The following is a 19114-nucleotide window of genomic DNA, read 5'->3' as shown; positions in this document are numbered from 1 at the left end:
CGTCGCGGGCGGCCGGGCGCGACGGCTACAGGCCGGCCAGGCGCAGCAGCCGGGCGCGGTCCGGCCCGGTGTGCCGGCCGTCCTCGTCGTCGTCGTCGGTGCCGCCGGCGGCGTCCAGGAGCGCGGCCAGCGCGGCGACCGCGTCCTGGACCAACTTCTTGTTCGCCTTGCTCAGGACCGCGCCGGCGCGCAGCTCGCCGAGTGCGCGGACCAGCGCGAGCTGGTCGCCGGCGCGGCCGGACTCGACGATCGCATCGGGGTCCATCGGCAGCGGGACGGCGGACACCTCGTAGAGCTCCCAGCCCTCCGGGACACCGTCCTTGCCGATGTTCCACGCGTCGAAGCCGATAGAGAACGCGTTCATGATCCCGGCCCGGTACTTGCGTTCGACGGTGCGGGCGAAGTCGTCGCCGTCGTCGAAGACGATGTCCATCATCAGCCGGCCGTCGTCGATCCACGTCTTGTCGGACCGGCCGATCGGCAGCCCGTCTCGGCCCCAGTACATGTGCCCGTAGCCGACCACCGGGTTGGCCTGGAAGCGGCCGAGCCGGGCGCCGTCCATCGTCAGGTTCAGCCCGTCCGGTTTCCGCCCCTCGGTCGCGGCGATGATCCGCAGCGGTCCCTTCGTGTCGGCGTTGTCGGCACGCTGGACGTATCCGCGCACGTAGTGGCGCATGCTCACCGGTTCCTCCTCGAGTACAGCTGCCGGTCGCGGGGCACGTGCTGCGCGCGGGTGCCCCGCTGGGTCTCCTCGTCCTGCTCGGCCGGCGGCCCGCCGGGGATCGGCAGGGCGGCGGCCTCGTCGTCGCGGCCCTGGCCGTAGCCGTCCCACCAGCCGCGGGCGTAGCCACTCGGGTCTGTCACGATCGCTCCGGTTCGATCACACAGTCGCACCCGGGATGTATCGGTGGGTGGCGGGTGTCCCGCTTCGCGACGAGCTGCTCTCCCTCGGCCTCGCCGTCGACCTGGTCGCCCTTCGCGATGAACGGCTGGTCGATCGCCACGATACGACCGTCCAGCTTCGAGCAGTACGGACAGTTCGTGCCAGACGCCCGCCACCGCAGCCGCTTGACCCCGGCTTCCTTCCACGCCTCCCGAGCCGCGGCGTTCGTCAGCTGGCTGCCCTCCCAGCGGGCGGTCTGCGCCGGCCGTTCGTCCTGCCACTTCGCCAGCCGGGCGAGAACCTCGTTGACGACGTCGTCGACGGTGGGCGCCTGCTCGGCCCGCCCGCGTAGCTGGCCGAACGACGAGGCGAGCCGGTAGGCGACGTGGGAGAGGGAGTAGGCGCGGGCCCAGATGGACAGGTCGATGTCCTCGTCGTGGCCGACCTCGTCGGCGGCGTCCGTCACGACGTCGGCCGCGAACGCGGTGAAGATCGGCAGGAAGGCTGCGGTCATGGCCTCGCCGATCGTCCCGTCCGCGGCGTACAGCGCCTGGAGCGCGACGAGGAACGAGCCGAGCGAGCGGGCCCGCTCGTCCCCCAGGTGCGCGTCCAGCAGCGCGCTGACCTCGTCGTGCTCGAGGTCGGCGATCTCCTGATCTGCCGCTTCGATCTTCGGCGCCCAGGCGTCGGCGAGGCGGCGGCGGGCGGCGGCCCCGCGGCCGCGTAGCGCCCGGGCCCGGCGGGCGGCCGCGCGCGCGTCGTCCCCGCCGGCGGGGACCATGTTCAGCGGGATCAGGTAGGCGTCCCCGCCGGCGATGGGGTTGTCGTTCTCTTTCTCGCGGATGTCGTTCGCGGACAGCCAGCCCCACTGCCGGCCGATCGCGTACGCCTGGTAGCGGGCCATGGTGTCCCCGCGCAGCAGCGCGTCGACGAGGTGCTCGGGGAAGTAGCGGGCCCGCTCGTCGGGGAGCAGCAGCTGGGTGAGGATCGCCTGCTCCCACCGGATGAGCCAGATGTTCAGCGCGCTGGAGATGTAGTCGAGCTGCTGCTGCTCGATGTTGCTGAACGTCGCCCGCTCGAGGTCACCGATCTTGTGGGGTGGCAGCCGCAGCCACCGGGCCATCTCGGTGATCTGTAGCTTCCTCGTCTCGAGGAACTGGGCGGAGTCGTTGGGGATCCCGACCTGCTGCCAGGTCACCCCCTCCTCCAGGATGGCCACCCGGTGGGAGCGGTCGATCCCCCGGTGGATGTTCTCCCAGTCATCCGCCATCCGCTTCCGGGCGTCGGGAGAGAGCAGGCCCGGATGCGACAGCGCCCCGCCCGGGGCGGACGAGTTGCTGAAGAACTTGCTGCCGTGGTGCTCGGTGGCCAGGCCCAGGCCGATGCTGTTCGCGGCGAGCTCGACGATCGAGTAGCCCCGCACCCCGTCGAAGCCGAGGCCGGCGATGTGCAGGACCTCCTCGGCCGACAGCTTCGCCTCGATGCCGTGGTGCGGATCGCGGTAGATGTACCAGCGCTGGAGCTGACCGGCGCCGGTCCGCTTGACCTTGATCTCCAGTCGGTCGGGGCGCAGTGGCCAGATCTCCTCGATCACGCCGGTGCGCGGGTGGGTGACCAGCTGCGCTACGCCGTTGCCCCAGGTGATGGCGTGTCCCTGCAGGGTCTCGCGCAGCTGCACGCTGGTCATCATCGGGTTCGGCTGATCGTGCAGCAGCGGGTACAGCGGGTGGCTGGTCGCGCGCCGCTTGCCGCGGGCCAGGCGCTCGTAGAGGAACAGTGGCAGACCGCCGACGTCCTCGCTGATGACGCGGACGCCGGCGAAGAACGGGCTGTACATCCGGGCGGTGTCCTGGTCGACACGGACCCCGGAGGAGTTCGCGATGTCGCCGCGGAACCAGTCCACGACCCACTGCTCCGGGGTGGCGATCCCGGACAGCGGCCCGGCCGAGGCGCGCAACAGCGAGCGGACCAGGCCCATCAGCCGCCACCGCCCCGAGTCCTGATCAGCTCGCTGGTCAGGTCGGCGCGCTCCTGGACCAGCGCGCCGCGGACCCCGACGACGATCAGCAGGAGGCTGGTCACCGAGATCCCCAGCCACGGGGCGAGCAGCCCTAGGCCCACGCCCAGGCCGCCGATCCCGACCGCGACGAGCGAATCCCACCAGTCCACCCGGGTACCTCCCCTGTGCGTGCCTATCCCATCATCCCCAGACCGCGGGATTCGTAGATGGACGGCTGCGGCAGGCCGCGCATTGCGCCGTCGATGGCGAACAGCAGGGCGGGCATCCCGTCGATCCGCTTCCCGGACTTGCCGCGGTCGGGCTTCACTGGCCGGATCCGGTCGGGGTCGTCCCGGGGGCTCTTGCACTCGAGGTTGTCGGCCATCCACCGGGCGACCGGGTTACCGAACTGGGCGAGCTCCTCGGCCTTGAGTCGGCGCATCAGCTCGTTCATCGGCGGGGTCATCCGCATGTAGGTCGAGTCCGACTCGATCATTTTCAGCCGGGTACGTTTGGTGATCTCCTGGCGTACCGGCTCGCCGGACCACTTGTCGTAGGTGACGTCGACGATTCCGTACCGCTGATGGTCGGTGACGATGTCGTCGTAGATCGTGTCGTAGTCGATCGTGTCGCCGTCGGTGAGCGTCACCCAGCCGGCCCGTGCCCATTGGCTGAACGCCCCGCCGGTGTGCAGGTCGAGGTAGCCGGCGATCGACTCCGGCGCCCAGAACCGCCACAGCACCGACCCGTCGACGAACAGCAGCGCCCACGCCGTGAGGTCGAGCTTGGACGACAGGTCGAGCCCGGCCCAGCATCGCTGACCGGCCAGCCGGGCGGATACCCAGTCCGGTGTCAGCGCGATCTCACGGGCGTTGGCGTCCCACAGGTCCATCGGGATCCACCGGGTCACCTGGGAGACGCGCTGGTTGGTCTGGAACTGGCGGAAGCCGTTCTCCTTGACCGGCTCGGCCTTGGCCTCCAGGGCCTGGCGACGCATCGCCTCACGGGACTTGAACTGGCCGAGGGCCGGGTTGGCCCACTTCCAGTTCGCCTCGTCGAACGGGTCGCAGCTCGCCGGCAGGTCCGGATGCCCTGGGAAGATCCGGTGCAGCCGGTCCAGCTGGTCGGGGTTCGACGGCAGCTTGCGGACGAACGCGAACACGTGCGGGGCCCGGGCGGGATCCTCCTGGATCCGCTCGGCCTCGTCGATCAGTTCGGCGCCGAACGAGGTCGGGTCGTTGGTCTCGGTGGTGGTGGCGTAGCAGAGCTCCTGGAGCCGGGCGCCGGCCGCGGTCGTCATGGCCTCCCACAGCGTCCCGTCCGGCTGGGACACCACCTCGTCGAGGTTGAAGGCGTGGGGGTTGTGTCCGAGCTCGCCCTTGGCGTCGGCGGTGAGGATCTCGTAGTGGCTGCCGGAGGTGTCGTCGACGAGGCGGCGGGCGTTCTTGATGTGGACCAGGCGCTTGGACAGCCGGGGGGAGAGCTGGACCATGCGCAGCGCGGGCTCGAAGACCTTCCCGGCCTGCTTGGTGTCCTTCGCCGCGCAGTACACCTCGGCGGCCTCCTCGTCGTCGCCGACGAGCATGTACAGCTGGATGCCGGCGGCGAGCTCGCTCTTGCCGTTCTTGCGGGCCACGACGATGTAGGCGATGCGGTACCGGCGAACGTAGGTCTGCCACTCTGGTGACCAGAGGACCTCACCGAACAGCGGCCGGATGATCTCGTGTTCCTGCCAGTCCAGGAGCACGAACGCGGTACGGACCAACGGGCCCTTGGTGTGGACCAGCATCCGGGCGAAGAACGTCACGACCCGGTCGGCGCGTGGCTGGCAGTAGTGCGCGCCGCGGCGGGTGCAGGTCAGGTCCCGGAAGGTGTAGCCGCAGGTGCGGCCGCGGCGGTCGGCGGGGCGCCACCGCCTATGGTGGTCAGCCGGTGAGCAGGTCGGCGTCCGGGTCACCACCGGCATCCCCGATGGACAGGTCGGCGCGGTCCGAGGGAGTCAGGCCGAACCGGGCGCCGTAGCGCTGCACCTGGGCGTCGGCCTGGTTGAGCACCAGCAGCCACGGGTTGGCCGCCAGCCGGACACCGGTCTGCTCGCCGTTCTTGTTGAACACCGGCGCCTCGATGATCTCACCCTCGTCGCGCAGCGCCCGGGCTGCGCGGCGGCGGCGGACGACGGCGTCGCACCAGCAGGCGAAGGCCTCGACGTCCCAGCCGGTGAGGATCTGTTTGGCGATCAGGTCGGGGGCGAGGTGCTTCCAGACGGTGCGCGCGGAGGTGTCGAGCCAGGACGGGGGCTTGACCTCGACGGCGGCCGGCCTGGGCTCGGCGGTGTTGATCCGGTCCTTGCGGTAGCCGTGGAGGATCGCGACCTGGGTCGGCGTCTTGGCCGGGCCGCGCTTACCCACGGTCACCCCCTGTCGGTTACGGATTGTTACGGCCGTCGGCTGGTACGGCGGGCCTCGTTACCTGTCAGCGCGAGAGGAGGCTCCCCCCCGCGTTCCGGCGCCCCTCCAGCCAGAGATCACAGCCCCCTACCCGCCATCGGCGGCGGGCACGGTGGGTAGCGAGCCGCCCAGGAGCCGGTAGACGGTCGGGTAGGCCCGTGCCGCGGCCTGGGAGAGCACCGTGTTCTGGATGGCGTGGACGTGGTGCACGAGCTCGGCCACGTCGCCGCTGCGGGCCGGCTCGTCGGGCCCGACGATCTCCCCGAGCAGGCCGGCGACCTCCGCGAGCAGCTCGACGACCCGCTTCTCCTGTGCGGTCAGCAGCTCGGCGCCGGCGCTCACCGGGCAGCCCCTGCCGCGTGCCAGCCCGCGGGCTGCGCCCGGGCGGTCTCCCGGGAGTGGCACGGCTGGCACAGGCCGCGGCCGTGGCGCGGGTCGTGCTCGTCCATGCCGCGTGCCCGCAGCTCCCGCTTGCTCAGCGGGTGGTGGTCGGCGTGGGCCGAGGGCGCGGCCTGGCAGACCACGCACACCGTGTCACGGGCCAGGACGCCCGCGCGGAAGCGGTCGCGGTGCTCGGCGTTGTAGCCCTGCGCGGTCGCTGACGGGCGTGCGCGGCGCCGTCGACGGCCGCAGGACGGGCAGGTGGACGAGGCGGTGTCCGGCTGGCCAGCACAGCCAGGTGTGGTGCAGCGTCGGGGCGCGCGGCTGGGCACGGACACCTCCTCTCAGGGTTGATCACATCATAGCTTCGGCGCAGGTCGGAGCGGGTACGACGATCAGCTGTCCGTGTCCTCCTCTGCTGCCGTGGGCGAGCTGGAGAGCGCGCGTGCTGCCCCGCGGAAGAGCCTCCACGTCGTCTCGGCTACTACCCAGCGGCCGTCATCCAGCTGGATGGCGAGACCGACCGAGGCCCGCCCACTGGTCGTTCCGTGGCGGAGCATGCCGATACGGGCCAGGTGGCCGTGCAGGGGTCGCGGCTCGGCCAGGTCCGACCAGGGATGACGGTCAAGATCGGGGCGGACCTCGAGGTGGGTGTGGCCGTCCATCAGCAGTCTCCTGTCTGTTTGATCACGATGGGTGGTGCGGTGCAGGACGGCTCCCAGCGGGCCCCGGTGCGGCGCCACAGGCACTGGCCGGCCGTCCGGGCCTGCTCGTGCGTCCGCCGCTGGCCGTTGATCAGCGTGGCGTTGTATGGCACGGCCCCGTATGGGCTGGTGGTGGCGACCCGGCCGCACCTGCACTGGGCTCCCTGGAGGAGACGGTGGGCGAGTGCGTCGGCGGCGGCCTGCGGGGTCGGGTGGTCCTCGCAGGTCAGGCGCGCCCCGCGGTACTGGGCGTGGGCGTACCAGCGCGGATTCGCTGGGTCGTCGTCGAGGTAGCCGATCTCGAAACCGCTCGCGCCGGAACGGCCGACAAGATCGGCACAGGCCAGGACCTCTTCAAGGTCCATCGGCTTCATCAACGGGATTCCTCCGTGGCGCAGTCGGCACGCACGAGGGCTGCGAGAGCGATGACGGAGTAGCCGTCCTCGGCGTGTCGCAGGTCGCGACGGCGCTGCAGCTGCTCCTCGGGGTCGTCGGTTGGCTCCCATCCCCAGCGGCCGGTCCCGATCAACGCCAGGTCGATGTCGTCGTCTTGCGGCTCGTCGTCGGAATCCGCGAGCCGCTCCAGCGCGGCTCGCAGGATCGCGTTCTTCGCCGCGAGGTCCACCGTGGGCTCGTCGGCGCTGGCCATGGCGGCGTCTGTCATGATCGTGACTCCTTGTCGGGTGAGCGCCGCGACCACCGCGTCCAGGCCGGGCAGCCGCAGCCGGCTGCGGCACAGTCCGTCCCGGGCCGGTGGTGCTGGTGCCAGACGCGGGTGTGGCCGCACCGGCATGAGGTCAGCCAGCGGACGAGGTCACCAATCAGGGACGTCACGGTGGTCCTGGCCGCCGTCGTCCTCGTCCTGGATCACTGCGGCCCGGGCGAGTTCGGCGTGCAGTTCGCCGGCGGTGGAGATGCGGCTGGTGGTTGTGTCCCGCCACCACAGGTAGGCGTGGACGTGCCAGGGCAGAGCCCTGTGGAGAGCCTCCAGTCGCTCGCTGTCGCTCTTGGCGATCAGCCTGAGGAGGGTGTGGGTCCAGTTGTGCGAGTCGCTGCTGCCCCCGAGGGCCAGGGCGAGGTCGCCGAGGCCGTCGAGGTGGTATCCGTCGTCAACCGCGGAGGGCCTCGCCCAGGCGGGCCGGCTGACGGGGGTCCGGCCTGTGCCCTGTGTGGAGTGCTCAGTCATCGGTTTCCTCTTGGCCGATGGGGCTGGCCGCCAGGGCGCGGACGGCGCCTCGTAGTAGCCGCCAGGTGGTTTCCGCGATGACGTAGGTGCCATCCTCGAGTCGGATTGCCAGCCCGACGGTGGCTCGGCCGCTGGTCGTGCCGTGACGCAGGAGGCCGATACGGTCCAGGGTGCCGATCTTGGAGTTGGCCACGGTGATGTCGGTCCAGGGGGCGGCCTCGATGTCCGGCTGGATCCGGATATTGGGCATTCCGGGGCGGTGGGCGCTCATCAGAACGTGGTCTCCTCGTCATCGATGTCTGTGCTGGCTGCCGGGAGTTCCCAGGGGTGGACGGGTTCGGGCTGCCAGCGGGTGGCAGCCGCGCGGGCGAGTTCCTCGGTGGTGGGGGTGAGCGCGTAGATCGCTTTCGGGCTGATGAGCTGAGTGATCCAGCTATCCCCATCCGGGATGTCCAGGCGCAGGAAGCCCTGACCCGCGATCTCCTGCTCGCGAACCCGTCCGGCTCGGCGTATGTGGCCGAACAGTTCGAGGATCGCCCATTCATTGAACGTCTCGGCGTTCTGGTCAGTGGTCATGATTGCCTTCACATTCGGTCTTGTTGTGCATGGCTGCGTCCGCGAGGTTGGCGAGGAAGCGGCGAATGAGGGTGAGGTGATGCTCCACCGGTTCGCTTTCCATGCGGTCGGCTAGCTCGAATCCTGTGTCGGTGAGCTGGCCGAGGTGGGCAAAAATCCCTGCTGATGTGTGGAGTAGGTGGATTTCCCCGGTGGCCATCTGGTGGCGTGTCGGGCTTGGGGGTGGCGCCGAGGCCGGGGCCGCCAGTGCGGTTGCGCGGAGGTCCTCGGCGATGCCGTGGAGGCTGTCCTCGACATCTATTCCACTGTTCAGGGCCACGGCGCTCAAGCTACCTACGAGGAGGACTTTCATAGCCCTGACGATGCTGTCGGCGTCGTTAAGGTCAATGATCAGCGGTCCGGTAATCATTGGGTCGATGAGGTCCGCGATCATAAGCATGACCCGTGGGTTCTCCGGCGGACTGAGCTCGGCGATCATGATTTCCCCTGAGTAGAGGTAGGGAGCTTTCGTCCGAGTGCGATGTCTATTCGCTCCTGCACGCGGCTGGTCAGCCGCTCGCGTTCGCTGGAGAACCATTGGGGGTGGCCCACGGCGCCGATGTCCTTTCGGGCCTGCTCCAGCGCCTGCTGGAGCGCGGCCACTTTGTCCATGGCCACTCGGGCCTGCGTCTCGCCGAGGGTGTGTGCCGTCATCGGGCTGGCTACCGCTCTGCCGGTGAGTACGGCCCAGGCGCCGGGGAGCCGTCGTGTGCGATCAGTCATCGGCTCGTCCTGGCCTCGCGGGCTGGAACGAGTTGCTCTTCGGTGCAGCCGCACGGCATCCGCAGCGTCAGCATCGTGTCCTCGGTGAAGCCTTGGAGGGGATGCCAGCCGCGGCCGTCGCATGAGGGGCAGCCCGGTTCTTCGTTGGTGTCGTCGTCGGGGTAGTCGTCCTGGTCCTGCTCGGCGTGGCGGGCGGTGTCGCACCCCTGGTGGTCGGCGCTGCCGCATCCGGTGCAGTCGTCACACAGGACGTCGACCATCAGGACGGCCCGCTCGGTCGTCCACTCGTAGCGCAGGTCGGTGACGCCCTTGCCTTTGCACGAGGGGCAGGGCGGGCCGGTAAAGGTCGGGGCGGGGAGCTCAAGCGCGAGCCGTGGGAGGTTATTCATCCGAATGATCTTTCGTCGTGTTGAGTCGGGCGTCGAGGTAGACCCGGACGAGCCGGGAACTGCCACGGTCTGGGTAGGGCCCGGACTGGGCGACGACGTCCAGGGCGCGGGCGATGACGGCTGCGGCGACGGTGCATTCGTCGGCTGTGCCGTGCAGGCGGATCTTCATTACGCTGCTTTCGCGATGGCGGCGGCGTTCCGTATGGCGGTGATCATGTTTCCGCGTGGTATTTGTTCGCGGTCGGGGTCGCCGTAGAACTGCTGCTGGATGTCGTCGGGGCGGTTTCGGTATTTCGTTGTGACCCACAGTCGTTGGTGGATGTCTGCGGTGAATACTGAGACGATCTCCATGCGTTCGGGATGGAGGTGTAGTCGGCGGGCTCGGTGTTCCCGTTTGAGCTGGGCTACCTGGGCCTGGTCGGCTGTGGGGTCGACCGTTACTCCCCACATTTCGATCATGACCATGTAGAGGTATGCCTGTTTTCCGCCGGCTGCTTCCTCACTGGCGATCCGGGCGAGGTGTGCCGGGTAGGTGGTGGGCGGCACATCATTCGTGATCAGTGCTGCTGTCAGCGGTGCGAGCTGCCCTGTGCCCGCATTCCAGGCCATGGAGAACACCCAGTGGGGTCCGTCCCAGTCGGTGTGGTAGTCGGCGAGGATCTGGCGGGTTGCCTGTGAGACAACCTCGCGGGTGGGGATGGAGATCCGGATGGTCATGCTGCTATTGCCTCTCGGGGCTGGCTGTGTGTGCGGACGCGGACGGCGAGGATCTGGGCTGCGGTGGTGCTCAGGGCGTGGCCCTGGTCGCGGAGGGCGGCGCCGAGGGTGCGCCGGTTGACGGTCTCTCCGGCCGAGGTGATGGCCGCGGCCGCGGCGAGGGCGGGGGCCAGGAGCCGCTCGGCGGCCTGCTCGGGCGTCTCCCTCGGGCCGCCGGCCGGGCGGGGTGCGCTGCGCGGTCGCGGCGCCGGTGGCTGGCTGGCTGGGGTGGGCGTGGTGAGCTGCTCGGCGCCCGCGGCTGACGCCGGCACGGCCGCGGGCGCTTCCCGTTCGATGCGTTTTTCCGCCGCTACGGCCGTGCCCTCGGTGGGTGCTCCGTATCGCCGTACGAGGGCGTACAGGTGGACGATGACGGCGCCGGAGAGGGGTGGGACGGCGGTGACGGCGGCGGCGACGGCGCGGGGGACGACGAGCTGACCGCCGAGGGGCGCCCAGGCGTGCAACGCGTTGCCCAGGACGCTCAGGCCGACGAACGTGATGGTGACGGCGAGGGGTACTGCGCGGATGTGTCCGGGGGCGCCCTGGAGTCGTAGGGCGGCTCGGTAGGCCGCGGCGGCGAGCAGGTCTATGGATAGCGGGTAGGCGAGGGCGAGGGTGCGGTTCAGTCCGCTGGCCCTGGCGAGCTGGACGAGGACGTCCCAGCTCAGGGCGAAGCAGACGAGCAGCACCAGGCCGGCGAGGAGCTCGAAGGGGATGTCTCGGCTGTCGGAGGTGTGGTGCACGATGACCGTGGAGCTTGGTTGAGATGGGATCCGCCTGGGCTCCTGCCGGCCCCCGGAGCTGCACCCGGGGGCCGGTGCCGTTATGGGGCCTGTGCCCTGACGGGGCTGCGTTTGCCTCGGCGTAGTCGGCGTCGTAGCCAGGGTCGGCAGGTCAGGCAGGGTCTGGCTCGGCCCTCGTTGTCCTCGCCGAGCCAGCCGGTGCAGTCGGCCGGGTGGGGTGGTGTCGGTGGTGGTGCGGTGAGTGCGTCCTCGCGGTCCTCGCTGGCCACGTAGGGGGCTGCGTACATCGGCGGTCACCTCCTGTACTGGAGTGTGATCGCTACCTACGACATGATCCATCCGATTTCTCCCGTTCATGCGGTCGCGGCCGCGGAGTCCAGGTCCGTGGGTAGCGCGGAGGGCGGGCCGGGCGGGCTCGCTGGCGCGGGTGGGGGTGGCGCGATGTCCAGCCAGAGCGGCAGGCCGCGCTGCTGCCATGCCGGCTCCGGCGGTCGCCGGCGCAGTTTGGGGTGGGGCAGGAGGCGGATGCCCTTCTCGGCGGCCACGCGCCGCAGCGTCGCCCGCGCGTGTTCGGGCCCGGTGGCGTCGGCGGGCAGGTTGCGGCGGCGAGGCTGGTCAGCCGCCTCAGAGGTCGCCTGCCGCCCGTTTGCAGCGGGGGCAGTGTGTGACGGTTTCTCGGCCGAGGTCGGCGATGCCGCCGATGAGGGTGCTCCAGCCGCAGTCGGTGCGGTCCCAGCGGTTGGGCCGGGTCTGCTGGGACTGCACGGGTCGTGCTCCTGATGATCGTTGGGTGGTGCACCCACCCCATTCCCATCACCACCACGAAGTGGTGATGGGAATGGGTATGGGCATGGGGTCTGGATCGGTTCCGGACATGATTCGGATCGGTTCTGGATCGGACCTGGATCGGACCCAGATGGTTTCTGGATAGGTTCTGGATCGGACCGGGATCGCATCTGGATGACGGCGGCGGCATGGGGTCGGCCGCCGCGGGGTCCTGCGGGTGGCTGTCCGCCACGGGCTGGACCGAGGGTCATGCCCGCGGCCTCGGCCGGGCGGCCGAGATGCCGCCGCTGGCAGCCGCGGCAGGCCACGACCATGTTGTCCGGGCCGGCCGGCTGGTCCGGGTCCACGATGTCGAGGACTCCGCCGCGGACGGTGCGCCGGTCACCCCAGGACACGGCCCTGCCGCAGTCCCGGTAGCGGCACCAGTTGCCGTCGCGGGCCTTCACCACGGCGCGCAGCTCCGGGTCGACCGCCAGGGCCTTTTTCACGGCCCGGTCCGCGAGGATCTCGACTCGGGAGGGGTTGTGGTCCAGGTAGTCGTGGATGGACCAGCCGCCCTCGACGTCGTCGAGGAGGCGGACCGCGACGAGGCGGTCGATGAGGTCCTGGGAGCCGTAGCGCAGCGCGGCCGCGGCCGGGACGGCCCCGTCGGTCAGGTAGCGGGCCGCGTAGGAGCCGAGCCGTACCCACAGGCCGAACGCCTCGTTCCCCGCGGCGAGGACCTTCGGGTGGTCGGTGGCGTCGTCGGAGATCCGGAACCAGGGCATCAGGCGCCCTCCGGGATGTAGGTGCCGTCGGCGCCCAGGAGGACCCGGCGGCCGTCCGGGAGGGTGATGGCGACCCGGGCCGGGTCCGCGCCGCGACGGACCAGCAGACCTACGTCATAGGCGGAGTCCGGATTGCGATGGACCAGACCATGGCAGCCCGTGGCGTTGTCTCGGCCGCAGAGCACCAGGAGGTTGATCGGGCTGTGCGCGACCTGGTCGCGGGTGCCGCCCATCCCGCGCGGGCGGCGGTGGTGCACGCTGTACGGCCGGCCGAGCAGGTACCAGCCGCAGGACTCGCACCGGTGCCCGGCCCGGGCCAGGACCAGGGCCCGGACATCGTCCGGGACACCGGAGACAGCCCGGGCTGGCTCGGCCTGCTGGGCCTGCTGGGAAAGCCAGTGCGGCCGGGCCCTCATCGGACCGCTCCCGCCGTGCTCTCCTCGGCTGGCTGGTCCAGGCCCGCCGGGCCGGCGGCCTGATCCCGGATCTCCCGGGCCACGACCAGGCCGAGCAGGACCAGGCCGCCGAGCAGGACCAGCGCGGCCGCCAGGGCGCCGGCGGCGATGCACCAGGACGTGAGCGTCACGAGCGTGTCCGCTCCGCTGGAGCAGGTCATAGCCCGTCGCCCCGGATCAGGTCCGCGTCGAACGGCAGACCGCGGGCGCCGATCCGCTCCTGGCGGGCCAGGTCCATCAGCTCCCGCAGCGAGGCCGCCGAGACGGAGCGGCAGGCCAGCTCGATGGCGTGAATGCCGATGACGGGGACCTGGTAGTCGAGCGCGATGTCCCGAACGATCCGGATCGTTCCGAGCTCGACCACGGCCAGGACGGGATCTCCTGGCCTGGTCACGAACGTGTTGATGTTGCCCAGCAGTCCGTTGGACTGCTCATCCGGGGGCAGACTCGTGGAGAGCCTGATCGGTGCGGCCATGGTGCGCCCTCTCGGGATCTATGTGTGAGCCCGGCCCTCGTCAGGGCCGGGCGGATCTCTTCATCGGCGGCGGTGCTGCTCCGCGGACGGGCAGTCCTGCCAGTGAGGCCGCCACCGCAGCCGGCCGGTGGCCTGCCGCGATGGCGGGTTGATGTAGGCCACCGGGACGGCGCCGTCGCGGATCACCACGACCGGCCCGGCCGGGTCGGGGGTGTCCGCGAGCGGCATCCACCGCGGCGGGTCGGCCTGCGTCAGCGCCCACCGGATCGGGGCGCGACAGGACGTACAGGTACGGGGATGGGCCGATGCCCGCTGCCGCCACTCCTCCTCGCGGCGACGACGACGGGCCCGGCGGGCATCCGCGTCCATCTGCTCGAGGCCGGGTAGCGGCAGCGGGTCACACATCGGGGGCTATCCCTGCTCCACCTGGCACTCGCACGGGCCAGGGGCACAGGCCTCGTGCGGCACACCCCGCACGCCCTGCACACCCCGCACGCCCTGCACGCCCTGCACGCCGCGAGGCAGCGGGCCGCAGTAGGACACCGACGCCCACATCGCCTCCCGGCCACACGGGCACGGCGCCGGGTAGAGGACATAGGACAGCAGCGTGGAGCCGGCCGGCGCACCGACCAGTTCCAGCGCCACCAGCGCCCCGAACCGGCGGGGCAGGAGCGGCAGGGTCATGCCGGCACGCCCGCTACCGCGGCGACCAGCCGCCGGCCCTGCTCGGTCAGCTCCCACCCGTCAGGTGAGCGGGTCAGGCTGCCCGCGAGGACCTGGCGCCGACACCAGAGCGCCATCGTCCGGACCGGGCAACCGACCCGGCCAGCCAGCCCCGGGCCGGGAAACCGGTCCGGGGCGCCGGTGGTGTCCAGGTCGGCCAGCGCCGACCAGACCTCGGCGTCCACCAGGGGGCGGGTGTAGAGGTGGGCCGCATACGCGGCCCCGTCGTCCGTCAGGATCCAGCGGGCCGGGCGGCCCTTGGGAGAGAGCAGGCCGGTGGACGCGGCCACCGCCAGCAGGAGGGTCAGCTCCAGCCTGTCGATCCGCCGGCGGGCCGGCCCGTCCAGGCGGACGATCAGGTCATCCGTGGTGATGCCCGTCGTCCCTCCGCTGGCGAGAGCGGTCCACACCGCCCGCGGCGAGAGCGCGCTCATGACGCCGCTCCACTGCGCAGCCGGTACGCCAGGCCCATGTCGGTGCGGACCTGGTCCAGGACCCCGGCCGTGACCAGGGCCCGCAGCCATCCACCGGCCTGATACCGGGAGGTCTGCAACCGGTCCGTGATCAGACCGGCGGAAAAGCCGCGCTCGCCGGCGGCGCGGGCCCGGGCGTCAGCCCAGGTCAGCGCGGCGCGCAGCTGGCGTGCGGGGATCTCCTCCAGGGGTCGCGTCATGCCTGTACCTCCGGGGTGCGCAGGACGCGCCACGTCTGCATGGCGGCCCACAGATGCTGGGCATCGGTCTCGTAGATCACGGTCAGGGGGCGGATGTCAGTCCTGCGCAGGGTCAGGACCTGGCCCCAGTCGTCGCGCATCCGGCGGATCGCCAGCGCGTAGGCACGCAGCGGCGCCGCGATCGGCGGCGCCGACGTCAGCGCCTCCATGTCGAGCGTCAGCGGGCGGCCGGGCGTCGGCTCGACCTGTAGCGCGCTGGCGGCGCCGATCAGGGTGGGGACGGTGGTCCTGTAGGCCTGGGCCAGCGCGACGACGCGGTCGAGCGGGATCGTGCGGGTCCCGATCTCCCAGGACGCAACGGTTTTCTGCGACACGTAGAGCCGGCGGGCCACGGCGCCGCGGGAGATCTCCAGCGCTTCACGGACCTGCCGCAGCCGGGCGCCGAGCATGCGGTCGAACTCCTGTTCGCTCAGGGCGGTCACGAGCCGCCCCGCTGGAACGGGAGGAACCAGGGCGACAGCGCCGCCGAGTCCACCATCACCGCGATGTCCGGCCGTCGCGGCGCTGGCGGGATGAGCTTGTCGAGCTGCTCGTCGGCGTCCCGGACCAGCCGGAGCAGACCGGCGAGGTCTGCCGGAGTGACCGCCAGGGCCGAGACGAGGTCCTGCCAGATCAGCGGGCGCATACCCGCGGGCGCCTCGGGCGCCAGGTCCCGGGCCAGCGCCAGCTGCATGGCGGGCGCCAGCGCGGTCCGGGTCGCCAGGTAGAGCAGGGCCAGGCGGCGCTGCTCGGGAGGCTGGAGAGCGCGATGTGGCGGATGGTGTATCGTCATGATCACTTCCAGTCGGGGGAGTGTTCGGCCCGCTCGCCCGCCCCCATCCGGGCGAGCGGGCCCGTTACTCGGCGACGTCGTCAGCGACACCGAGATCACGGGACGCGAGGAACTCCGTCCACGACGCCGGTATCGACCCCGCGCCCGACGGGCCCATCGACACCGGCGCCGACGTCGGCGGGGGCTCCTCAGCCCGCTCCTGTCTCGCCTCCCGCGCCCGCCGGACGCGGGCGAGAGACACCCGCGCCATCTGCTCCGACAGCGCCGCCTTGGCCTTCGCCGCCCGAACGTCATCCGGGAGGACTCCGTCCGGGTCGACCTGCCGCTCGAACCGGGCCAGGAACGCGGCCCGGGCCGGAGCCGTCATCGCCGCCGGCGACTCGGCCTGGCGGACCCGGGCGTTCCCACCGATCCGCGCGACCAGGTGGCGGGTTGTCTCATCGGGGAGCCGGCGGGTCATGATCCCGTACCGGCCATATCCAGCTCCGGCGCGTCGAACAGCTCGCCGAACGGCACGTCGAGGGCGGCCGCGATCCGGAGGCGGACCTCGTCGGACGACCCCATCAGGCCCCGCTCGATGCGGGACATGGTGGCCTGATCAATCAGGGCAGCCTGAGCCAGCGCGCGCTGGCTCAGGCGCCGCCGGGCCCGGGCTATACGGATGCGATCCCCCCAGCATGTCCGGAGAGCGCGCACGTCAGTTGCCATGCGCATAAGTGAAGACTCAAGAGCTATGCGCGTCAAGCATAGAAGATGCGTTTAGAACATTATTCTCGTGTGTCGTGCATTAGTTGTGCATGTCGCGCATGCCATGATGATTGATGCGTGTCGTGCAACACTGAGGGTCGTGACGCGAACCGACGAGCGCCGGGAGCGCCTGGCCAGGCAGCAGCAGGCCGGGGAATGGCTACGACAAGCGCGAGAGGCCGCCGGCTACAGCGGCACGCGGTTCGCCGCAGCACTGGGAGTACATCAAGCCCAGGTGAGCAAGTACGAGACCGGCATATCGAAGCCTGATGATGATCGGGCTCGGGAGATCGCTCGCCTCCTCGGCCTCGACGAGATCGATGTCCGGCGCAAGCTCGGCCTATGGATTCCCGAGAGCCTGGAGCCGCGTCCGATGACCCCGGAGGAGGCAATTCGGATTGATCAAACGTTACGGCCGGCATATCGAGGCCTGCTGCTGGCCGTATTGTCAGCCGTCAGGAGCCAGCAGCAGGATGCCAGTGTGAGCGAGGGTGCTACGCGGTCATCTGATCGCCTCCAGAAGCCCTGGGAGTGACCTCTCGGCCGGTCAGGATGTAGATCGCGGCGGCGGCCCCGTCTGCGTATCCCGTGGCGTACCCGCGATCCCACGGAGGCTGCCGGGCGTCAGTGGCCCAGTGGTAAGCAGCCAAGATCTTTTCATCCAGGCCACCCAGCGCGGGGTCCGCGTGCTGGTGTGGCTCCCCCTGTGTTGTCATATGACTGCGCAACGGCGTATGCACGTGCAGCGGAACGCCACTCCGATTGTCCGCAAGGGGCGGACAAGGCGTCACGTTCCGGATAGGGTCTTGTGCGCTCACGGGGCTATCGGACCCCATCCGTAGCCGGATGGGTAGTAGGTGATCTCTCGTCACCTACATCGAGGTCACATGTGAGTCCGGGAACTCACACACACCGGGGAGCCGGGATGGATCCTCTCGCCGCGCTGGGCGCGGACGTGCGCCGACGGCGCCTTCGCGCTGGCCTCACCCAAGATCAGCTTGCTGCGCGGGTCGGGTTCCCCAGGGGGCGTGCCATCGTCAGCAGGTGCGAGCAGGGCAAGGAGCCGCCCTCGGAGCGATTCGCCCGGGGGATCGATGCCGTCCTTGGGGCAAACGGTGAGATCACACGCCTGCTCCGGCTCGTCGAGGCCGAGAGGTTACGGCAGGCCGCCAACGCGCTTACCGCAGGCGATGCAGTGGACTCCCCTGTCGGGTCACGGGCACTCTCGGGGGAGGGACCTGTCGAGGAGGCAATCACGAACCGCCGGGAGTTCGGCGAGCTCGCGGCCCTGTCCGCGCTCGCATTCGAGACCGCCCGTCGTATCGACGCGTCCAGCGCGGCGCCCACGCTCGGCGAGCTCGAGGACGACGTCGCGGACATTGCCGTCAGTTACGATGCGACCCCGCATCCGGTGCTCATTGCCCAGGTTGGCCAGCGATGGCAGCAGATCGAGGGGATGCTCGACCATCGGCTGAGCGTGACCGATGGGCGGCGGACGACCCGTCTTGGCGGCCAGCTCGCCTACTACCTCGGCCGGCTCGCGTTCGCCGGTGGGCACTATCGCGATGCGCGGCGATTCTGCGATCTTGCCGACCGATACGCGGGCCAGATCGACGACGACGTGCTGGTCGGCTCGCTCGCTGCCCTGCGCTCCAGCATCGCCTACTACACCCATCGCTGGGATGAGGCTGCCGTGGCCGCGGGGCGCGCCCTGCAGGCTGCTCCTCCGTACCTCGCTGCCCGCCTGGCCGCCTACGAGGCCCGCGGTCATGCCCGGCTCGGACGGGTGCGGGAAACGGAGAACGCGCTGGCCGCCATGCGACGACATGCCGGCGCGGTGACCATGCCGCGGCCTGGTTCGTCTCCGTTCACCGCAGGCAGCATGGCGATGTTCAGCGCGGTGTGCGCGCTCGAACTCGGCGATGGCGCCAGCACGCGACGCTGGGCCCAGGATGCCATCGACCTCATCGATCCTCGGTCGCACGAGGAGCGCAGCCACGCCTACCTGTGCCTGGCGACGGGCTTCCTGCTCCAGGACCAGCCCGACCCCTCGGCCGCGGTTGCCGCCAGCTACGCCGCAGCATCGGTTCCTGAAGGGCACCTGTCCGCCACGATCGTGTCCGCGATGGCTGAGGTTGCCAGAGATCTACGGCCATGGGCTTCAGATCCCGATGTCCGGTCCTTCGATGCCCTGGTACACCAATCTCGTCTCGCCCTACCCAGGGGCCCGGCATGACCCTCGAGTTCGGCCCGCCTGATGTCGTCACCATCCCGTCGATCATCACATCGCGCTTGGTGCTGCGCGGGTGGCGGCAGGCGGACATCGAGCCCTACCTCGCGATGGCCGTACACCCGGACATGTCCCTCTACACCAGCTCACCGTCGTCGGCGGGCTCGGTATGGGGCATGACCGCGTTCCAGATCGGCCACTGGGCGCTGAACGGGTTCGGAATGTGGATCATCGAAGACCGAGTAACGGGCGAGTTCCTCGGCCGGGCCGGCCTGTATGAGGAGCACGGCTGGCCGGATATCGAAGTGGCCTGGACCGTGCGGCGCGATCAGTGGGGGCGGGGTATCGCGACCGAGGGCGCCCGGGCCGCGCTCGAGTTCGCCTTCGTGGAGGCGGGCCGGGATCGGGTGATCAGCATCATCCACCCGAAGAATGCCGCATCGATCAGGGTCGCCGAGAAACTCGGCCTCACCCTGGCCGAGGGGCCGGTGGACCGCGGCGGTGAGCCGCGGAACATCTACGCGATCAGTCGCGAGGAGTGGAAAGTGGCGAACCGCCCGCAGGCTGCGGAAAGCTGACGCCTGACGGAGCTCGCCGGCC

At 70.5% G+C, this 19114-nt stretch carries 36 protein-coding genes; 3 read left to right on the top strand and 33 right to left on the bottom strand.

Annotated elements, in window-relative coordinates; genetic code table 11:
• Positions 1-25: 25 nt before the first annotated feature.
• From FrCorBMG51_RS11055 to FrCorBMG51_RS10905, 33 genes are all read right to left on the bottom strand, one after another.
• The gene (locus FrCorBMG51_RS11055; protein ID WP_139342268.1) at positions 26-682 is read right to left on the bottom strand and encodes an HK97 family phage prohead protease; all 657 of its coding nucleotides are present in this window, start codon (positions 680-682) and stop codon (positions 26-28) included.
• Positions 679-864, bottom strand: coding sequence for a hypothetical protein (locus FrCorBMG51_RS11050; protein WP_047222932.1), 186 nt, complete (start codon positions 862-864; stop codon positions 679-681). The genes FrCorBMG51_RS11055 and FrCorBMG51_RS11050 overlap by 4 nt, the downstream gene beginning before the upstream one ends.
• Complete coding sequence (locus FrCorBMG51_RS25050; protein ID WP_052914565.1) at positions 861-2861, bottom strand: phage portal protein; 2001 nt, start codon at positions 2859-2861, stop codon at positions 861-863. Before FrCorBMG51_RS25050 ends, FrCorBMG51_RS11050 begins: the two co-directional genes overlap by 4 nt.
• Positions 2861-3052, bottom strand: coding sequence for a hypothetical protein (locus FrCorBMG51_RS11040; RefSeq protein ID WP_047222931.1), 192 nt, complete (start codon positions 3050-3052; stop codon positions 2861-2863). Before FrCorBMG51_RS11040 ends, FrCorBMG51_RS25050 begins: the two co-directional genes overlap by 1 nt.
• 23 nt (positions 3053-3075) lie before the next feature.
• Positions 3076-4839, bottom strand: coding sequence for a terminase large subunit (locus tag FrCorBMG51_RS11035; RefSeq protein ID WP_052914564.1), 1764 nt, complete (start codon positions 4837-4839; stop codon positions 3076-3078).
• A complete protein-coding gene (locus FrCorBMG51_RS11030) occupies positions 4808-5296 on the bottom strand; it encodes a phage terminase small subunit P27 family (protein ID WP_052914563.1) in 489 nt (162 codons plus the stop codon). Before FrCorBMG51_RS11030 ends, FrCorBMG51_RS11035 begins: the two co-directional genes overlap by 32 nt.
• 120 nt (positions 5297-5416) lie before the next feature.
• The gene (locus FrCorBMG51_RS11025; protein WP_047222930.1) at positions 5417-5671 is read right to left on the bottom strand and encodes a hypothetical protein; all 255 of its coding nucleotides are present in this window, start codon (positions 5669-5671) and stop codon (positions 5417-5419) included.
• The gene (locus FrCorBMG51_RS29540; RefSeq protein ID WP_047223029.1) at positions 5668-6042 is read right to left on the bottom strand and encodes a hypothetical protein; all 375 of its coding nucleotides are present in this window, start codon (positions 6040-6042) and stop codon (positions 5668-5670) included. Before FrCorBMG51_RS29540 ends, FrCorBMG51_RS11025 begins: the two co-directional genes overlap by 4 nt.
• 63 nt (positions 6043-6105) lie before the next feature.
• Positions 6106-6375 (bottom strand): hypothetical protein, encoded by a 270-nt coding sequence (locus FrCorBMG51_RS11015; RefSeq protein WP_047222929.1) that lies wholly within the window; start codon positions 6373-6375, stop codon positions 6106-6108.
• Positions 6375-6788 carry a hypothetical protein gene (locus FrCorBMG51_RS11010; RefSeq protein WP_047222928.1) on the bottom strand — a complete coding sequence of 138 codons (414 nt, stop codon included), beginning with the start codon at positions 6786-6788 and terminating at the stop codon, positions 6375-6377. The genes FrCorBMG51_RS11015 and FrCorBMG51_RS11010 overlap by 1 nt, the downstream gene beginning before the upstream one ends.
• The gene (locus FrCorBMG51_RS11005; protein ID WP_047222927.1) at positions 6788-7207 is read right to left on the bottom strand and encodes a hypothetical protein; all 420 of its coding nucleotides are present in this window, start codon (positions 7205-7207) and stop codon (positions 6788-6790) included. The genes FrCorBMG51_RS11010 and FrCorBMG51_RS11005 overlap by 1 nt, the downstream gene beginning before the upstream one ends.
• A gap of 21 nt (positions 7208-7228) precedes the next feature.
• Positions 7229-7600: a hypothetical protein gene (locus FrCorBMG51_RS11000; protein ID WP_047222926.1), complete on the bottom strand. Its 372-nt coding sequence runs from the start codon at positions 7598-7600 to the stop codon at positions 7229-7231.
• Complete coding sequence (locus FrCorBMG51_RS10995) at positions 7593-7871, bottom strand: hypothetical protein (protein WP_047222925.1); 279 nt, start codon at positions 7869-7871, stop codon at positions 7593-7595. Before FrCorBMG51_RS10995 ends, FrCorBMG51_RS11000 begins: the two co-directional genes overlap by 8 nt.
• Positions 7871-8176 carry a hypothetical protein gene (locus FrCorBMG51_RS10990; RefSeq protein WP_047222924.1) on the bottom strand — a complete coding sequence of 102 codons (306 nt, stop codon included), beginning with the start codon at positions 8174-8176 and terminating at the stop codon, positions 7871-7873. The genes FrCorBMG51_RS10995 and FrCorBMG51_RS10990 overlap by 1 nt, the downstream gene beginning before the upstream one ends.
• The gene (locus tag FrCorBMG51_RS10985) at positions 8166-8654 is read right to left on the bottom strand and encodes a hypothetical protein (RefSeq protein WP_047222923.1); all 489 of its coding nucleotides are present in this window, start codon (positions 8652-8654) and stop codon (positions 8166-8168) included. The genes FrCorBMG51_RS10990 and FrCorBMG51_RS10985 overlap by 11 nt, the downstream gene beginning before the upstream one ends.
• Positions 8651-8938, bottom strand: coding sequence for a hypothetical protein (locus tag FrCorBMG51_RS10980; protein WP_139342267.1), 288 nt, complete (start codon positions 8936-8938; stop codon positions 8651-8653). The genes FrCorBMG51_RS10985 and FrCorBMG51_RS10980 overlap by 4 nt, the downstream gene beginning before the upstream one ends.
• Positions 8935-9327 (bottom strand): hypothetical protein, encoded by a 393-nt coding sequence (locus FrCorBMG51_RS10975; protein WP_047222921.1) that lies wholly within the window; start codon positions 9325-9327, stop codon positions 8935-8937. Before FrCorBMG51_RS10975 ends, FrCorBMG51_RS10980 begins: the two co-directional genes overlap by 4 nt.
• Positions 9320-9496, bottom strand: a complete 177-nt coding sequence (locus FrCorBMG51_RS29535) for a hypothetical protein (RefSeq protein WP_175648343.1) — start codon at positions 9494-9496, stop codon at positions 9320-9322. Before FrCorBMG51_RS29535 ends, FrCorBMG51_RS10975 begins: the two co-directional genes overlap by 8 nt.
• Positions 9496-10044 (bottom strand): hypothetical protein, encoded by a 549-nt coding sequence (locus FrCorBMG51_RS10970; protein WP_047222920.1) that lies wholly within the window; start codon positions 10042-10044, stop codon positions 9496-9498. The genes FrCorBMG51_RS29535 and FrCorBMG51_RS10970 overlap by 1 nt, the downstream gene beginning before the upstream one ends.
• On the bottom strand, positions 10041-10826 hold the full coding sequence (locus FrCorBMG51_RS10965; protein ID WP_047222919.1) for a hypothetical protein: 786 nt from the start codon (positions 10824-10826) through the stop codon (positions 10041-10043). Before FrCorBMG51_RS10965 ends, FrCorBMG51_RS10970 begins: the two co-directional genes overlap by 4 nt.
• Before the next feature lie 80 nt (positions 10827-10906).
• The gene (locus FrCorBMG51_RS28140; protein WP_157180459.1) at positions 10907-11113 is read right to left on the bottom strand and encodes a hypothetical protein; all 207 of its coding nucleotides are present in this window, start codon (positions 11111-11113) and stop codon (positions 10907-10909) included.
• Between the two features lie 66 nt (positions 11114-11179).
• Positions 11180-12379 carry a hypothetical protein gene (locus FrCorBMG51_RS25040; protein ID WP_052914562.1) on the bottom strand — a complete coding sequence of 400 codons (1200 nt, stop codon included), beginning with the start codon at positions 12377-12379 and terminating at the stop codon, positions 11180-11182.
• Positions 12379-12795 (bottom strand): HNH endonuclease, encoded by a 417-nt coding sequence (locus FrCorBMG51_RS10955; RefSeq protein ID WP_047222918.1) that lies wholly within the window; start codon positions 12793-12795, stop codon positions 12379-12381. Before FrCorBMG51_RS10955 ends, FrCorBMG51_RS25040 begins: the two co-directional genes overlap by 1 nt.
• Positions 12792-12965, bottom strand: a complete 174-nt coding sequence (locus FrCorBMG51_RS10950) for a hypothetical protein (protein ID WP_157180458.1) — start codon at positions 12963-12965, stop codon at positions 12792-12794. The genes FrCorBMG51_RS10955 and FrCorBMG51_RS10950 overlap by 4 nt, the downstream gene beginning before the upstream one ends.
• Before the next feature lie 26 nt (positions 12966-12991).
• Entirely contained in the window at positions 12992-13309 is a 318-nt protein-coding gene (locus tag FrCorBMG51_RS10945; protein WP_047222916.1) for a hypothetical protein, read from the bottom strand.
• Between the two features lie 60 nt (positions 13310-13369).
• Positions 13370-13714 carry a hypothetical protein gene (locus FrCorBMG51_RS10940; protein WP_047222915.1) on the bottom strand — a complete coding sequence of 115 codons (345 nt, stop codon included), beginning with the start codon at positions 13712-13714 and terminating at the stop codon, positions 13370-13372.
• A 6-nt stretch (positions 13715-13720) separates the two neighbouring features.
• A complete protein-coding gene (locus FrCorBMG51_RS10935; RefSeq protein ID WP_047222914.1) occupies positions 13721-13993 on the bottom strand; it encodes a hypothetical protein in 273 nt (90 codons plus the stop codon).
• The gene (locus tag FrCorBMG51_RS10930; protein ID WP_047222913.1) at positions 13990-14466 is read right to left on the bottom strand and encodes a hypothetical protein; all 477 of its coding nucleotides are present in this window, start codon (positions 14464-14466) and stop codon (positions 13990-13992) included. Before FrCorBMG51_RS10930 ends, FrCorBMG51_RS10935 begins: the two co-directional genes overlap by 4 nt.
• Positions 14463-14705 (bottom strand): hypothetical protein, encoded by a 243-nt coding sequence (locus FrCorBMG51_RS10925; protein ID WP_047222912.1) that lies wholly within the window; start codon positions 14703-14705, stop codon positions 14463-14465. Before FrCorBMG51_RS10925 ends, FrCorBMG51_RS10930 begins: the two co-directional genes overlap by 4 nt.
• Complete coding sequence (locus FrCorBMG51_RS25035) at positions 14702-15187, bottom strand: transcriptional regulator (protein ID WP_052914561.1); 486 nt, start codon at positions 15185-15187, stop codon at positions 14702-14704. Before FrCorBMG51_RS25035 ends, FrCorBMG51_RS10925 begins: the two co-directional genes overlap by 4 nt.
• Positions 15184-15537: a hypothetical protein gene (locus tag FrCorBMG51_RS10915; RefSeq protein WP_139342264.1), complete on the bottom strand. Its 354-nt coding sequence runs from the start codon at positions 15535-15537 to the stop codon at positions 15184-15186. Before FrCorBMG51_RS10915 ends, FrCorBMG51_RS25035 begins: the two co-directional genes overlap by 4 nt.
• 64 nt (positions 15538-15601) lie before the next feature.
• Complete coding sequence (locus FrCorBMG51_RS26665) at positions 15602-15997, bottom strand: hypothetical protein (protein ID WP_076843208.1); 396 nt, start codon at positions 15995-15997, stop codon at positions 15602-15604.
• The gene (locus FrCorBMG51_RS10905) at positions 15994-16245 is read right to left on the bottom strand and encodes a helix-turn-helix domain-containing protein (protein WP_162233201.1); all 252 of its coding nucleotides are present in this window, start codon (positions 16243-16245) and stop codon (positions 15994-15996) included. Before FrCorBMG51_RS10905 ends, FrCorBMG51_RS26665 begins: the two co-directional genes overlap by 4 nt.
• Before the next feature lie 139 nt (positions 16246-16384).
• Here FrCorBMG51_RS10905 and FrCorBMG51_RS10900 point away from each other — a divergent pair, with 139 nt between their 5' ends.
• The 3 genes from FrCorBMG51_RS10900 (at position 16385) to FrCorBMG51_RS10890 (ending at position 19092) form a co-directional block, all read left to right on the top strand.
• The gene (locus FrCorBMG51_RS10900) at positions 16385-16819 is read left to right on the top strand and encodes a helix-turn-helix domain-containing protein (protein ID WP_047222910.1); all 435 of its coding nucleotides are present in this window, start codon (positions 16385-16387) and stop codon (positions 16817-16819) included.
• Between the two features lie 390 nt (positions 16820-17209).
• Complete coding sequence (locus FrCorBMG51_RS10895; RefSeq protein ID WP_047222909.1) at positions 17210-18520, top strand: helix-turn-helix domain-containing protein; 1311 nt, start codon at positions 17210-17212, stop codon at positions 18518-18520.
• A complete protein-coding gene (locus tag FrCorBMG51_RS10890; RefSeq protein WP_047222908.1) occupies positions 18517-19092 on the top strand; it encodes a GNAT family N-acetyltransferase in 576 nt (191 codons plus the stop codon). Before FrCorBMG51_RS10895 ends, FrCorBMG51_RS10890 begins: the two co-directional genes overlap by 4 nt.
• The last annotated feature ends 22 nt before the right edge of the window (positions 19093-19114 follow it).

The organism is Protofrankia coriariae (assembly GCF_001017755.1).
Taxonomy (GTDB): Bacteria; Actinomycetota; Actinomycetes; order Frankiales; family Frankiaceae; genus Protofrankia; species Protofrankia coriariae.
The sequence above is the reverse complement of the archived record's forward strand: the minus strand, read 5'-3'. Positions and strand labels throughout refer to the sequence as shown.

What these genes read in the sequence shown, in the direction of transcription:
- FrCorBMG51_RS25050 (WP_052914565.1), bottom strand. Translation starts at nt 2,861, where the DNA reads ATGGGCCTGGTCCGCTCGCTGTTGCGCGCCTCGGCCGGGCCGCTGTCC.
- FrCorBMG51_RS11015 (WP_047222929.1), bottom strand. Translation starts at nt 6,375, where the DNA reads ATGGACGGCCACACCCACCTCGAGGTCCGCCCCGATCTTGACCGTCAT.
- FrCorBMG51_RS11010 (WP_047222928.1), bottom strand. Translation starts at nt 6,788, where the DNA reads ATGAAGCCGATGGACCTTGAAGAGGTCCTGGCCTGTGCCGATCTTGTC.
- FrCorBMG51_RS11005 (WP_047222927.1), bottom strand. Translation starts at nt 7,207, where the DNA reads ATGCCGGTGCGGCCACACCCGCGTCTGGCACCAGCACCACCGGCCCGG.
- FrCorBMG51_RS11000 (WP_047222926.1), bottom strand. Translation starts at nt 7,600, where the DNA reads ATGACTGAGCACTCCACACAGGGCACAGGCCGGACCCCCGTCAGCCGG.
- FrCorBMG51_RS10995 (WP_047222925.1), bottom strand. Translation starts at nt 7,871, where the DNA reads ATGAGCGCCCACCGCCCCGGAATGCCCAATATCCGGATCCAGCCGGAC.
- FrCorBMG51_RS10990 (WP_047222924.1), bottom strand. Translation starts at nt 8,176, where the DNA reads ATGACCACTGACCAGAACGCCGAGACGTTCAATGAATGGGCGATCCTC.
- FrCorBMG51_RS10985 (WP_047222923.1), bottom strand. Translation starts at nt 8,654, where the DNA reads ATGATCGCCGAGCTCAGTCCGCCGGAGAACCCACGGGTCATGCTTATG.
- FrCorBMG51_RS10980 (WP_139342267.1), bottom strand. Translation starts at nt 8,938, where the DNA reads ATGACTGATCGCACACGACGGCTCCCCGGCGCCTGGGCCGTACTCACC.
- FrCorBMG51_RS10975 (WP_047222921.1), bottom strand. Translation starts at nt 9,327, where the DNA reads ATGAATAACCTCCCACGGCTCGCGCTTGAGCTCCCCGCCCCGACCTTT.
- FrCorBMG51_RS29535 (WP_175648343.1), bottom strand. Translation starts at nt 9,496, where the DNA reads ATGAAGATCCGCCTGCACGGCACAGCCGACGAATGCACCGTCGCCGCA.
- FrCorBMG51_RS10970 (WP_047222920.1), bottom strand. Translation starts at nt 10,044, where the DNA reads ATGACCATCCGGATCTCCATCCCCACCCGCGAGGTTGTCTCACAGGCA.
- FrCorBMG51_RS28140 (WP_157180459.1), bottom strand. Translation starts at nt 11,113, where the DNA reads ATGTACGCAGCCCCCTACGTGGCCAGCGAGGACCGCGAGGACGCACTC.
- FrCorBMG51_RS25040 (WP_052914562.1), bottom strand. Translation starts at nt 12,379, where the DNA reads ATGCCCTGGTTCCGGATCTCCGACGACGCCACCGACCACCCGAAGGTC.
- FrCorBMG51_RS10955 (WP_047222918.1), bottom strand. Translation starts at nt 12,795, where the DNA reads ATGAGGGCCCGGCCGCACTGGCTTTCCCAGCAGGCCCAGCAGGCCGAG.
- FrCorBMG51_RS10945 (WP_047222916.1), bottom strand. Translation starts at nt 13,309, where the DNA reads ATGGCCGCACCGATCAGGCTCTCCACGAGTCTGCCCCCGGATGAGCAG.
- FrCorBMG51_RS10940 (WP_047222915.1), bottom strand. Translation starts at nt 13,714, where the DNA reads ATGTGTGACCCGCTGCCGCTACCCGGCCTCGAGCAGATGGACGCGGAT.
- FrCorBMG51_RS10935 (WP_047222914.1), bottom strand. Translation starts at nt 13,993, where the DNA reads ATGACCCTGCCGCTCCTGCCCCGCCGGTTCGGGGCGCTGGTGGCGCTG.
- FrCorBMG51_RS10930 (WP_047222913.1), bottom strand. Translation starts at nt 14,466, where the DNA reads ATGAGCGCGCTCTCGCCGCGGGCGGTGTGGACCGCTCTCGCCAGCGGA.
- FrCorBMG51_RS10925 (WP_047222912.1), bottom strand. Translation starts at nt 14,705, where the DNA reads ATGACGCGACCCCTGGAGGAGATCCCCGCACGCCAGCTGCGCGCCGCG.
- FrCorBMG51_RS10915 (WP_139342264.1), bottom strand. Translation starts at nt 15,537, where the DNA reads ATGACGATACACCATCCGCCACATCGCGCTCTCCAGCCTCCCGAGCAG.
- FrCorBMG51_RS26665 (WP_076843208.1), bottom strand. Translation starts at nt 15,997, where the DNA reads ATGACCCGCCGGCTCCCCGATGAGACAACCCGCCACCTGGTCGCGCGG.
- FrCorBMG51_RS10905 (WP_162233201.1), bottom strand. Translation starts at nt 16,245, where the DNA reads ATGGCAACTGACGTGCGCGCTCTCCGGACATGCTGGGGGGATCGCATC.
- FrCorBMG51_RS10895 (WP_047222909.1), top strand. Translation starts at nt 17,210, where the DNA reads ATGGATCCTCTCGCCGCGCTGGGCGCGGACGTGCGCCGACGGCGCCTT.
- FrCorBMG51_RS10890 (WP_047222908.1), top strand. Translation starts at nt 18,517, where the DNA reads ATGACCCTCGAGTTCGGCCCGCCTGATGTCGTCACCATCCCGTCGATC.